This is a genomic window from Bermanella marisrubri (assembly GCF_012295615.1).
Classification (GTDB): Bacteria; Pseudomonadota; Gammaproteobacteria; order Pseudomonadales; family Oceanobacteraceae; genus Bermanella; species Bermanella marisrubri.
This window is the reverse complement of record NZ_CP051183.1, coordinates 1,825,036-1,837,529: the sequence shown is the minus strand read 5'-3', so window position 1 is coordinate 1,837,529 and position 12,494 is coordinate 1,825,036. Positions and strand designations below refer to the sequence as shown.

Genomic DNA, 12,494 nt, shown 5'->3' with positions numbered 1-12,494 from the left:
TCAGATCAATAGAGTACTCAACCCTTAAATTCACTAGCTTCTGTATTTTGTGTGTGAGGCATTCATGCAAGTTTCTGTAGAAACACTATCAGGCTTAGAGCGTAAGCTTGTTATCGACATTCCAGCGGATACCGTAGAGCAAGAAATTGCTAAGCGTTTGCAACAGGTATCTAAAACAGCCCGTATCGACGGTTTTCGTCAGGGTAAAATTCCGATGCGCGTTATTCGTCAGCGCTATGGAAAAGGTGTTCGCCAAGAGGTTTTGGGTGAGCAGATGCAGCAGGGCTTTATCCAAGCTGTACAGCAAGAAAAATTAAACCCAGCAGGTATGCCAAGCGTAGAACCTGTTGTAGATGAAGAAGGTAAAGATTTTCAGTTTTCTGCAACGTTTGAAATCTACCCAGAGGTAGAAATTAAAGATGTTGAGAAAATTGAAGTAGAGAAACTAGCTGCAGAAGTGAAAGATGAAGATCTTGAAAATATGATCGACATCTTGCGCAAGCAGCAAGCCGACTTTAAAGAAGTTGACGCTGCATCTAAAGATGGTGATCGCGTTAAGATTGACTTCGAAGGCTTTGTTGACGGTGAAGCTTTTGAAGGTGGTAGCGCTGAAGGCCATGCATTAGTGCTTGGTTCAAATAGCATGATCCCAGGCTTTGAAGACCAAATTGTTGGTATGAAAGCGGGTGATGAAAAAACCATCAAAGTAACCTTCCCTGAAGATTACAATGCAGAGAATCTAAAAGGCAAAGATGCTGAATTCAAAATTAAAGTACACACGGTAGAAGAGTCAGAGCTACCTGAGTTGAACGAAGAATTTTTCAAGGCGTTTGGCGTAGAAGCTTCTGATGAAGCTGAGTTCCGTTCTGAAGTTCGCAAGAATATGGAGCGTGAGCTTAAGCAAGCGGTTCAGCGTAATACCAAAAACCAAGTATTGGATGGTTTGATCCAAACAAATGAAGTTGACGTACCAGCAGCATTGATCGATCAAGAAATTGGTCGTCTTCAGCAGCAAGCGGTTCAGCAGTTTGGTGGTGGTCAGCAAATTAGCCCAGACATGCTTCCAAAAGAACTGTTTAAAGATCAAGCAGATCGTCGCGTTAAGCTTGGCTTGTTAATCAATGCAGCGGTTGAGCAGTTTGAGCTGAAAGCGTCTGAGGAAAAAGTCGAAGCTTTAATCGAAGAGATGGCTTCAACTTACCAAGACCCAGAACAGGTAAAAGCATTCTACAAGAACAATCAAGAGCAGCGTGCTCAGCTTGAAGCATTAGCACTAGAAGAGCAGGTTGTTGATACTATTCTTGAGAAAGCGAAAGTGACTGAGACTGACAGTAGCTATGAAGATGTTATCAAGGCGGCAAATAGCGCCCAATAACAAAAATGCTGCCAAATCGGCAGTATTCAAGCTACACTAATTAAAGACAGCTGTTATCATTGGTAACAGCTGTTTTTTTACTGATGTCGTTGACGGAGATAACGAATGAAAGATCTTTTGGCTATGCAAGATTCAGGCATCCAAATGTCCGGTTTGATTCCGATGGTGGTTGAGCAAACCGCCCGTGGCGAACGCTCTTATGATATTTTTTCTCGTTTGTTGAAAGAGCGTGTAATTTTTCTTGTGGGCCAAGTAGAAGACCATATGGCCAACCTTGTGGTTGCGCAGCTTTTATTTCTTGAAGCAGAAAATCCAGAGAAAGATATTCACTTGTATATAAATTCACCAGGCGGTTCTGTTACTGCAGGTATGTCGATTTATGACACCATGCAATTCATCAAGCCAAACGTGAATACCATTTGCATGGGTCAAGCCTGCAGTATGGGTGCTTTTTTGTTAGCAGCAGGTGAAAAGGGTAAGCGTTTTTGTTTGCCAAACAGCCGTGTCATGATTCACCAGCCGAGCGGTGGTGCACAAGGTCAGGCAACTGATATTCTTATTCACGCTGAGAATATAAAGGAAACCAAAGATCGACTAAATCGAATACTGGCCCATCATGCCGGCAAGCCAGTGGAGCAGGTAGCTGCAGATACTGAACGTGACAACTTCATGAGTGCCGAGCAGGCGTTGGAGTACGGTTTAGTGGATGAGGTATTAGAGCAGCGTAAATCGAATTAAGGCGTAGCTGTTAATTATTTTTGCTTTGGGTACTTGAAAATATCCGTTTTTAGCAACATCTTTGTAGTAAATAAGTAGATTTGTGAGGAAGTCGAATGAGCGACGATTCCAAAGGTAAAGACGATAAAGGAAAACTGCTGTACTGCTCCTTTTGCGGTAAGAGCCAGCATGAAGTCAGAAAGCTGATCGCTGGGCCGAGCGTCTTTATTTGCGATGAGTGTGTTGATCTTTGTAATGACATTATTCGCGAGGAAGTTCAAGAATCTCAGGGTGAGGCGCCTTCCGATCGCCTACCTACACCCAAGGAGATCAAAGATACGCTTGATGAGTATGTGATCGGTCAGGATCGAGCGAAAATCGTACTTTCGGTCGCAGTGTACAATCATTACAAGCGCCTTCGTCATGGCGAAAGCTCTAAGTCAGCCACTGAGCTTACAAAGAGTAATATCTTGTTGATTGGTCCAACGGGTAGCGGTAAGACGCTGTTGGCGGAAACTTTAGCTCGATTGCTTAACGTGCCATTCACGATTGCGGATGCAACAACATTGACTGAGGCCGGCTACGTCGGTGAAGACGTAGAGAATATTATCCAGAAACTGTTGCAGAAATGTGATTACGACGTAGATAAAGCTCAGCGTGGTATTGTTTACATTGACGAGATCGACAAAATCTCTCGCAAATCTGACAACCCATCAATTACCCGTGACGTAAGTGGTGAGGGTGTTCAACAGGCATTGTTGAAACTAATTGAGGGTACCGTCGCTTCTGTGCCTCCACAGGGTGGCAGAAAGCATCCGCAGCAAGAGTTCTTGCAAGTCGACACTGGAAATATGCTGTTTATTTGTGGTGGTGCATTCGCTGGTCTTGATCAGATTATACGAGACCGCACTGAGAAAAGTAGCATCGGCTTTAATGCCCTGGTTAAGGCTAAGGATGACACTAAAGATGTAGGGTCTGTTCTCAAGGATTGCGAGCCTAGTGACTTAGTTAAATACGGTCTTATTCCTGAGTTTATTGGGCGTTTGCCAGTTGTTGCCACGCTAGAGGAATTGGATGAGGCAGCTCTGATAGAGATTCTAGTAGAGCCCAAAAACGCCTTGGTTAAGCAGTATCAAGCTCTGTTTGAAATGGAAGGTGTTGAGCTTGAGTTTCGTGAGAGTGCTCTCAAGGCAGTTGCACACAAGGCTATGGAGCGAAAGACAGGTGCTCGTGGTTTGAGATCTATTATGGAAAGTGTGCTTTTAGACAGTATGTACAAAATACCATCTGAGGAGCATGTGAGTAAGGTGGTAATCGATGACTCTGTTATTGATGGGGATTCGGAGCCTATGCTGATTTACGAGACCTCGGAGACCGCGAAGGTCGCTCCAGATGATGCATAATAACTGAAAGGGCCTATCGGCCCTTTTTTCATTTATGCCCCTTGCAATTGTTCGTTGATGTCCCCATCTTAGTATCAGATTTATATTTTTATGCGCGGTAAAACATTATGAAAATAGAAACACTTCCAGTACTCCCTTTGCGCGACGTTGTTGTTTATCCCCATATGGTCATTCCATTGTTCGTTGGTCGCGACAAGTCTATAAAAGCGTTAGAGACAGCGATGGAGGGCGAGAAGAAGGTGTTGTTGGTTGCACAGAAAAATGCAGCCACAGATGAGCCCACTCAAGAGGATGTTTACGATGTAGGAACTGTGGCCACAATACTGCAGTTGCTTAAACTACCTGACGGTACTGTTAAGGTGTTGGTAGAAGGTGTCTATCGAGCAGAGATTTCTAAGTTTGCCCAAGACGAGGATGGTTTTTATCAAGCGGAAGCATCTCATCTAGAAATAGAGTCATTAAATGACCGTGAAGAGGGTGTCTTGATCAAGGCGGTTACTCAACAATTTGACCAGTTCGTTCAAATGAGTAAAAAAGTACCTTCAGAAGTCTTGTCCTCTATTGAAAGTATCGAAGAACCAGGCCGTCTCGCGGATACCATATCTGCGCATCTATCCCTCAAGCTGGAAGAAAAACAAGCGGTTCTAGAAATGGTCAGCGAGCGGGAAAGGCTCGAGCATCTGATGGCATTGATTGAATCCGAGATTGATTTGCTTGACATTGAGAAGCGAATTCGCGGGCGTGTTAAAAAGCAAATGGAAAAGAGCCAGCGAGAGTATTATCTGAATGAGCAAATGAAAGCTATTCAGAAAGAGCTTGGCGATCTTGATGATGTGCCAAATGAAATGGAAGACCTTCAGAATAAAATAGATGAAGCAGGTATGCCGCAGGAAGCTAAGGAGAAGGCAGAGGCCGAACTAAGTAAGTTAAAAATGATGTCTCCTATGTCTGCAGAGGCGTCAGTAGTGCGTGGATATTTGGATTGGATGATTTCTATTCCTTGGAAAAAGAAGTCCAAACTTAAAAACAGTATCGACAATGCACAAGAAGTTCTTGATAAAGACCATTATGGGTTGGAGGAGGTCAAGGATCGAATTCTCGAGTTTTTGGCTGTGCAAAAGCGCGTTAAGAAGACCAACGGCAACATTCTATGTTTGGTAGGTCCTCCAGGGGTTGGTAAAACATCTTTGGCAGCTTCTATCGCTAAAGCAACCAACCGACAATATATTCGCATGGCTTTGGGTGGCGTGCGTGACGAGGCGGAGATAAGAGGCCATCGACGCACCTATATCGGTTCAATGCCGGGTAAGCTTATGCAAAAACTCGCAAAAGTCGGAACAAAGAATCCGTTATTCTTGTTTGATGAAATTGACAAGATGGGTATGGATCACCGAGGAGACCCGGCATCAGCTTTGCTAGAAGTACTTGATCCTGAGCAAAACAGTGCATTTAACGATCACTATTTGGAAGTTGATTACGATCTTTCTGAAGTTATGTTTATTTGTACTGCAAATAGTATGAATATTCCGGCTCCATTGTTAGATCGTATGGAAATTATTCGGATTCCTGGTTACACGGAAGAAGAAAAAGTTAATATCTGTGAGCGATATCTTCTGCCTAAGCAGATGAAAAAGAATGGCGTAAAACAGAATGAATTAGATCTACCAAGAGAAACTTTGTCTGAGGTGATACGCTATTATACGCGTGAGGCCGGCGTTCGCGGTTTAGAACGAGAAATGGCAAAGCTTTGTCGGAAAGTAGTGAAAGAACAGGTTACAAGTAAAACTAAAGACAGTGTGAATGCATTAATTACGCCAGAGCGAATCGAAGATTACTTGGGTGTAAAAAAATTCCGCTATGGTTTGGCGGAAGAGGATAACCAAGTAGGTCAGGTTACCGGTTTGGCATGGACATCTGTTGGCGGTGAATTACTGTCTATCGAATCCGTCATCACACCAGGCAAGGGCCGTATCGTTAAAACAGGTTCTCTTGGTGATGTTATGCAAGAGTCTATTCAAGCAGCTTTAACCGTTGTTAAAGGAAGAGCGGAAGGTTTTGGATTGCCAGCTGATTTCTTTGAAAGTCATGATTTGCATATTCACGTTCCTGAGGGCGCTACACCTAAAGATGGACCTAGTGCTGGTATCGCAATGGTGACGGCTTTAATGTCTGTCATTACCAATACAGAGATAAGAGCCGATGTAGCGATGACTGGAGAGGTAACGTTGCGTGGCAAAGTTTTACCAATCGGCGGATTGAAAGAAAAGCTTCTCGCGGCCCATCGTGGTGGCATTAAAACGGTCATAATTCCCGACGAAAACGAGCGCGATCTTAAGGAGATTCCAGAGAATATTAAGAAAGAGCTCGAAATTCGACCAGTTAAATGGGTGGATGAGGTGTTAGATGTGGCTTTGAGTGGGAATATTGCAAAAAATGTCGCATCAGTTATTGAAAAGCAGGCCGCAACCCAGCAAAATCAGCAGGGTCGTTTAAGTACACATTAGCGAAAAGCAGTCTAAGCGCCTTGACACCGAGTCGGACACTGGTATAACTTCCAGCTTCATATAAATTTAGGTCATTGCTAGGGCGCTTAGCTATACCGATTTACATCTATAATAACCAATTTAGGTAAGGGGATAAGTGTGAATAAATCTGAGTTGATCGATGCGATTGCAGCTTCTGCAGACATTCCAAAGGCGGCGGCGGGCCGTGCTTTAGATGCAACTGTAGATGCGATTACAAACGCTCTTAAAGAAGGTGACCAAGTTGTTTTGGTTGGCTTTGGAACATTTGCGGTAAAAGAGCGTGCTGCACGCACAGGTCGTAACCCTCAAACAGGTCAGCCAATCGAAATTGCGGCTGCCAAGGTACCGGGCTTTAAGCCAGGTAAAGCGCTGAAAGACGCAGTTAACTAAGCTGACTTGCGTAATTTGACGTAAAGTAAAAGCAAAGAAAGCGCATCTATTGGTGCGCTTTTTTTATTTAATAACTCAAAACAAGAAAAGGTTGTCATTCCATGTTGCAGGCTATACGCGACGGTTCTAAAGGTATCGCTGCAAGAATCATAGTAGGTCTTATTATTCTGACCTTTGCACTATTTGGTATTGAGAGCATTGTTGCTCTAGGCGGCGGGGAAGATGCACCGGCAGAGGTTAATGGTGAGGAGATCACTCTGTTGGAAGTTCAGCAGGCCGTAAACGCACAGAAAACGCGTCTGCAACGACAGTTTGGCGAAAATTTTGATCCTGCTATGTTTGATGAAAACTTATTACGTCAAGCTGCAGTAAGAAGCTTAATTGATCAAGAGTTGTTGGCTCAAGCTGCAACAGAGTCCGGTGTCTACATTTCAGATCAGGATATTGATCGTTTAATAGTGCAATCACCAAACTTTCAAGTTAATGGTGCATTTGATGCCGCCACATACGATTTAACGATTCGCAGTATGGGTTTCACCAGAATGACTTATCGTGAGGCCGTGCGTGAGAGCATTAAAACTCAGCAAGTTCAATCAGCTTGGCAAGGTACAGAGTTTGCGACTGATCTTGAAAAAGAGCAGCTAAGCCTGTTGGAAAATCAAATTCGTAGCATTAAGTATAAAGAGTACAAATCCGATAATTTCAAAGAATCTGTGCAGTTGTCTGATGAAGATATACAGTCGTTTTATGAGGCTAATGATTCTCGCTTCATGACAACAGAATCAGTCATAGTTGACTACGTTATATTTGATAAGGAAAAGCTGGCAGAGCAAGTAATCGTAACTGAGGACGAAATTCAAGAGCGTTACGACGCAATGCTTCAAGAGTCTCAAGAAAACAAAGAGTACCGAGTTGCTCATATTATGCTGTTATCTGCAGATGATGAGGCTCGTAAAACGTTGTCTGAGGCTAAGTCGAAGCTAGGCCAGGGTGAGAGTTTTGAGTCTTTAGCTGAGCGATACTCTGAAGATGATACGTCGAAATACGCTGGTGGCGATCTAGGCTTTGCGAGTGCCACCATATATGAGCCAGAATTCGCTGATGCTGTACTGTCACTTGAGGTCGGTGCGGTGAGTGATATTGTCGAAACTCGTGACGGATTACATCTAATTAAACTTGTCGATACGCGCCAGCCAGAGATTGCAGCTTACGACGAAATGAAAGATACAATTGAGCAAAATTTGGTAAACGAACAGATTGAGGTTCGCTACATCGAAATGCTCGAGTCTTTTAAAGACGCTGTGTTCGCATCAAACTCTCTACAGACTGTTGCGGAAGATTTTAACTTAGTTGTGCAAACGTCTCCGGAGTTTACACGTAATGCAGGTACTGGAATTGCTGAAAACCCAGTTATTAGAGATGCAGCCTTTTCGGATGTCGTATTATACGAATCTATGGTGAGCGATGTTATTGAGATTGATGCGGGTAGCGCCGTCGCTGTTCGCCTAAAGGAACATAACGAAAGTAAGCTTAAGCCCTTGGAAGTAGTTAAAGATCAAATTGTGACAACTTTAACTTCTCAAAAGGCGGGAGAGTTAGCCAAGGCGTCTGCAGAAGCTGATCTAGATGCACTAGAGGCGGGCGGAGATATCGAAGGCTGGATTGCGGTTGAGGACATAACTCGCAATGCAGAGAAGGTGGATTCTTTGATTTTGTCCCAAGCTTTTGAAACACCTGAAGGAGACTCTAGTTTGGTTGCAATGCGACAAGGTAATCATGCTTTACTACAAGTGACTAAAGTCGTGCGTGACGTCCCTGTTATTGATTTGGAAAGTTCTGCTCAAAAAATTGAGCGAACCAATGCAGTAAATCAATATCAAGCGTACTTTAATTCGTTCAAAAACGACTCTGATGTAGAGACAAATTAAAAAAAGCCCCTCGGGGCTTTTTTTAATTGAATATTTCACATCTCGTTTCTGCTGATCGCGCAGGATCTAAATCCACCATCAACATAAATCGTTTCGGCGGTCACTCCGCTGGATAAATCAGAACCTAAAAACACCGCTGCCTTACCTACATCATCAATGTTGATATTGCGCTTCAACGCTGAGCGTTTTTCATTGATTGCGAGCATGGATCGAAAACTTTTTATGCCAGATGCAGCTAGAGTTCTTATGGGGCCTGCACTAATCGCATTGACACGAATGCCATGTTCACCCAGGTCATTTGCCAGATAGCGCACGGCAGCCTCCAAGCTTGCTTTTGCTAATCCCATGACATTGTAGTTGGGCAGTGTTTGTTGCGATCCGTGATACGTAAGTGTGAGTATTGATGCAGACTCTGATAGCATGTTTCTTATTGATTGAGTTAGCGCAATAAGGCTATAGCTACTAATTTCGTGGGCGATTTTGAATCCATTGCGTGTACACACGTCGACCATTTTCCCGTCGAGCTCTTCTCCGGGAGCGAACCCCACACTGTGAACGACTATATCTATTTTATGTCTTGTTGATTCGAGTGAGGTTTTAAGGTCAAGTAGCTCTTGATCATTCGATAAGTCACATGGGTAAATTGCATTTGCAGAGAACTCCTCGGCAAATTTTTCTACTCGACTACGTAGTCGTTCGTTTTGATAAGTAAAGATCAGAGAGGCGCCTGCCTGATGGTATTGTTTTGCAATTCCATAAGCGATAGATTTGTTACTTGCCAAGCCAACAATGAGTGCGGTTTTACCCTCAAGTAGTTGCATGAATCTACTCCTATTGCGTTTGCCATTTAGATTGCATCTTTCCTAGTAATTAATCAAACACTTGTATCGCTTTTTCGAATCGGAATGATTTGCGTCGATTGGTACGAGTTTCGATTAAAAACGCTCTGTCAATCCAAAACTGCCCACCGCCGGCAAACGGCTGGTATAGGTGCTTAGCAGATCTCGTCGACGGCACCTTGGGGAAGACTATCCACCGCCAATGATAACCATAAGAGTATGCCGAACTATAAGCTGGAATCGCCAAATACTGTTTGGCTATATCATACGTTTCATTGTATTTGTTTGGGGTGCTTTTAAAGAAAGCCCAATTGCCCGGTTTCTCAAAATCCTCATTATTAAAAAATGTCGTCTGATCAAAATGTTGTTGATCGAAAGCGAGTAGCGCCAGATCAAAGACCTTATTTACCAAATAGGTTTGCAATTGAGTTGGAGTAAGAGGAAAAGCGTTTATCTTAATACCAATTTCATTGGCATTCTCTATCAGATGCGCCACCACAGTTTGTGAAATACGGTTATCAAAAACAAGTTCTAAGACCAGTGCCTGGCTATCTTTTTGGCGTATGTCGGTTTTTGCATCACGCAACCAACCTGCCTGCGTTAATATGCGTTTAGCGTCAAAAGGGTTGTGCGTATTGCTTTCAATCGCGTTGTTTTTTAGTAGATGTGTTATTGGCTGATATGCTGTATCGGGTTTTTCAAAGCTTAACCCAAGAGAGAGTGCTCGCCTTACATTTATATCAGATAGAATAGGTCCTTGGGGATTAATTAAGATACCGTTAAAGTTTGTGTTCTCTTTGTGGTTAAAAATGAAATGGTGGGCAGCTCCACGTTCTATTAATGATGCAAATTGTGGTGAATGAGTATGGCTGGCAGTGCTTCTATAGTAGTCTATGAATCCCTCTGCGAAGGCTTTTCGCACATCACTGCGCGTTTGATAGACTTTATAAACGACAGTATCAACATTATACCTTCCAAGATTGTATTTTAGGCTTTTTCCCCACCATTCAGTTTTTCTTCTGAATATAAGCTCATCCCCAAAACTATAGCCGCTTAATATGTATGGGCCTGTATTTGGCTCAACTCGCCACTGTGATGTTTTAATAAGGTTATCTTCTGGCTGAGAATAAAAGTGCTTGGGTAAAGGTCGCAGATTCAGTACTTTTATTAGGGTCTGCTTATCCATTGGCTGATTGGCTTCAATATAAAGGGTTTTACTGTCAATGGCTTTAATGCTTTCAATATTTTCGTGGTAAAACGATTTAAACCAAGGGTCTTTGGCCTTACCTGATATAAAAAACGATTTTGTAAAAGTGAAGTCTTGTGATGTAACAGGGGTGGAATCGCTCCATTTTGCGTCTTCATGAATACGAAATGAAATCGCTTTGTTGTTTTTATGGAAAAACCATTCAGACGCTAAGCTAGGTATTGGTTTTCCAGTGTTCGGGTGAAATGAAACCAGAGATAGTTGATTGTCAGAGAACAGGGATCTTAAAGGATGGTGGGCATAAGGACCCCATATTCTAAAGGTCGGAGGAAATTCAGGTATGTAGCCGCGGAAAACGCCTCCTTTAGGGGCGTTTGGTTCAGCCCAAATCGGATCAATATCATTGCTCAACCACTCTTCGGCGGGGAAACCTTGAGCTGGGCTGTTCAATATTAGAAGTGTGAGGATCAGTTGAATGGCATTTTTCATATAATGAGGTTAACTGATCCTGTGTTAACTGCAACAACTAGCCTGACTGAGTAACATCAACGTATAGAATTAGCTTGTCACCAGGCTGAAGGTACTGTTTACCATTGATTTTGTTCCATCGCTTAATGTCGCCAACACTGACATTGAAGCGACTGGCAATTCGATAAAGACTGTCACCGGAGCGAACGCGATAGCGAACCTTTCGAATAATCTCACGATTTTTATTTGCGTCACTGTCTTTTGACCAGATAACAAGATCCTGGCCGGGCATAAGTGGATCTTTTGGGGACATGCCGTTCCAGCGAGCGATGCTTCGGGTAGAGACCTTGTGTTTGCGTGACAGTGACCAGAAAGAGTCGCCAGATTGAACGGTATAGCGGATTTTCTTAGTACCCTTGGGGCCTCTTGCGAACTTTTGCTTTTTGTCTAGTCGGTTGTCGGCGCTATAGGTATATCTGCTAAGTTGTTTAAAGGCAGTAGGGATTAGCAACATATCTCCAACTTTTACCAAATCACCCCTAATAGGGTTTACTTGACGAAGGGCGTCGGGAGTCGTATGGAATTTGTTTGCAATAGAGATGAGCGAATCCCCGCTAGCAACGCGATATCTTTCCCATTTTATGCGTTGATCCATGGGTAGGTTGGCCAAATTATCTTCCATGATTGCCTTGTTCTCGATGGGGACGAGTATTTCATGGGGGCCATCAGGGCTCGTGGCCCATTGGTTAAACTGCGGATTGAGCTTGTATATCTCTTCGAGGTCAACTTCGGCCATTTGTGCTGCCTGACTTAAATCCATCTGGCTATTCGTTTTAACAACCGCGAAATAGGGTTCATTAGGTATTGGATTAAAGGTGACTCCGTACTTCTCAGGGTCTTTTAATAGTTTGGCCAATGCAATTAATTTAGGTACGTAAGCCCGAGTTTCTCTGGGGAGATCCAAAGACCAGTAATCGGTCGGTTTTCCTAGGCGTTTGTTTTTTCTTATGGCCGAACGGACTCTACCGGCACCAGTATTATAAGATGCGAGTGCAAGCATCCAATCTCCATCAAACTCCCTCGCTAGTCCACGAAGATAGCGTAAAGCGCCGATAGTAGCCATGCGAATATCACGACGTCCGTCATACCACCAGTTTTGATGGAGACCGTATATACGTCCAGTGCTAGGGATAAATTGCCAAACACCAGAGGCTCTGCCGTGACTATATGCAAAAGGGTCAAATGCGCTTTCGACTATCGGTAGTAGGGCAATCTCGCCCGGAATATCACGCGCTTCTATTTGCTCTGCAATAAAATACAAATAACGTTCACCTCGGGCTCCTACACGGTCGAGATAATTCTGATGTCTCTTGTACCAGTTGAGTTGCGCCTGTATTCGAGGGTTATCTTGTTCAATGTCCAAACGAAATTGCTTAAGAATGCGCTGCCACAGATCAACTTCTATTGGACTATCTTCAATTGAAACTTCGCTGCTTTCATTCTTTGATGGAATTGCTTGCGATTCAAGCAGCAGTTGCGGACTTGCAGCGTCTAAGTTGCCAGCGGATGGCTTGGCTAGATTAGTGCAGCCAGCAAGACAAAGGCATGAAATTAGTGTAAAAAAGACAATAAAACGCATAAA

9 protein-coding genes are annotated in these 12,494 nt (G+C 43.4%); 6 read left to right on the top strand and 3 right to left on the bottom strand.

Going from position 1 to position 12,494, the window contains the following annotated elements; all coding sequences use genetic code 11:
• The first annotated feature begins 64 nt into the window (after positions 1-64).
• The 6 genes from tig to HF888_RS08375 all read left to right on the top strand — a co-directional run bounded on the left by tig (position 65) and on the right by HF888_RS08375 (position 8,338).
• Complete coding sequence (gene tig / locus HF888_RS08400) at positions 65-1,375, top strand: trigger factor (RefSeq protein ID WP_168367059.1); 1,311 nt, start codon at positions 65-67, stop codon at positions 1,373-1,375.
• 105 nt (positions 1,376-1,480) lie between these two features.
• On the top strand, positions 1,481-2,113 hold the full coding sequence (gene clpP / locus HF888_RS08395; RefSeq protein ID WP_210436496.1) for an ATP-dependent Clp endopeptidase proteolytic subunit ClpP: 633 nt from the start codon (positions 1,481-1,483) through the stop codon (positions 2,111-2,113).
• Positions 2,114-2,208: 95 nt separating this feature from the next.
• Positions 2,209-3,495 (top strand): ATP-dependent Clp protease ATP-binding subunit ClpX, encoded by a 1,287-nt coding sequence (clpX, locus tag HF888_RS08390; RefSeq protein ID WP_168367058.1) that lies wholly within the window; start codon positions 2,209-2,211, stop codon positions 3,493-3,495.
• 107 nt (positions 3,496-3,602) lie between these two features.
• Positions 3,603-5,999, top strand: coding sequence for an endopeptidase La (gene lon / locus HF888_RS08385; protein WP_168367057.1), 2,397 nt, complete (start codon positions 3,603-3,605; stop codon positions 5,997-5,999).
• A gap of 138 nt (positions 6,000-6,137) precedes the next feature.
• A complete protein-coding gene (locus HF888_RS08380) occupies positions 6,138-6,410 on the top strand; it encodes an HU family DNA-binding protein (RefSeq protein WP_168367056.1) in 273 nt (90 codons plus the stop codon).
• Positions 6,411-6,511: 101 nt separating this feature from the next.
• On the top strand, positions 6,512-8,338 hold the full coding sequence (locus tag HF888_RS08375) for a SurA N-terminal domain-containing protein (protein WP_007016851.1): 1,827 nt from the start codon (positions 6,512-6,514) through the stop codon (positions 8,336-8,338).
• 35 nt (positions 8,339-8,373) lie between these two features.
• Here the strand turns inward: HF888_RS08375 and HF888_RS08370 are convergent, their stop codons facing one another.
• From HF888_RS08370 to HF888_RS08360, 3 genes are read right to left on the bottom strand one after another with little or no spacing between them, the layout of a single operon-like run.
• Positions 8,374-9,159 carry an enoyl-ACP reductase FabI gene (locus tag HF888_RS08370; RefSeq protein WP_007016852.1) on the bottom strand — a complete coding sequence of 262 codons (786 nt, stop codon included), beginning with the start codon at positions 9,157-9,159 and terminating at the stop codon, positions 8,374-8,376.
• 49 nt (positions 9,160-9,208) lie between these two features.
• Positions 9,209-10,873 (bottom strand): ABC transporter substrate-binding protein, encoded by a 1,665-nt coding sequence (locus tag HF888_RS08365; RefSeq protein WP_007016853.1) that lies wholly within the window; start codon positions 10,871-10,873, stop codon positions 9,209-9,211.
• A gap of 37 nt (positions 10,874-10,910) precedes the next feature.
• The gene (locus tag HF888_RS08360) at positions 10,911-12,491 is read right to left on the bottom strand and encodes a lytic transglycosylase (RefSeq protein WP_007016854.1); all 1,581 of its coding nucleotides are present in this window, start codon (positions 12,489-12,491) and stop codon (positions 10,911-10,913) included.
• Positions 12,492-12,494 lie beyond the last annotated feature (3 nt).

Bases quoted from the DNA above. Each gene is read 5' to 3' on its own strand.
- tig (WP_168367059.1), top strand. From the start codon at position 65: ATGCAAGTTTCTGTAGAAACACTATCAGGCTTAGAGCGTAAGCTTGTT.
- clpX (WP_168367058.1), top strand. From the start codon at position 2,209: ATGAGCGACGATTCCAAAGGTAAAGACGATAAAGGAAAACTGCTGTAC.
- HF888_RS08375 (WP_007016851.1), top strand. From the start codon at position 6,512: ATGTTGCAGGCTATACGCGACGGTTCTAAAGGTATCGCTGCAAGAATC.
- lon (WP_168367057.1), top strand. From the start codon at position 3,603: ATGAAAATAGAAACACTTCCAGTACTCCCTTTGCGCGACGTTGTTGTT.
- HF888_RS08365 (WP_007016853.1), bottom strand. From the start codon at position 10,873: ATGAAAAATGCCATTCAACTGATCCTCACACTTCTAATATTGAACAGC.
- HF888_RS08370 (WP_007016852.1), bottom strand. From the start codon at position 9,159: ATGCAACTACTTGAGGGTAAAACCGCACTCATTGTTGGCTTGGCAAGT.
- HF888_RS08360 (WP_007016854.1), bottom strand. From the start codon at position 12,491: ATGCGTTTTATTGTCTTTTTTACACTAATTTCATGCCTTTGTCTTGCT.
- clpP (WP_210436496.1), top strand. From the start codon at position 1,481: ATGAAAGATCTTTTGGCTATGCAAGATTCAGGCATCCAAATGTCCGGT.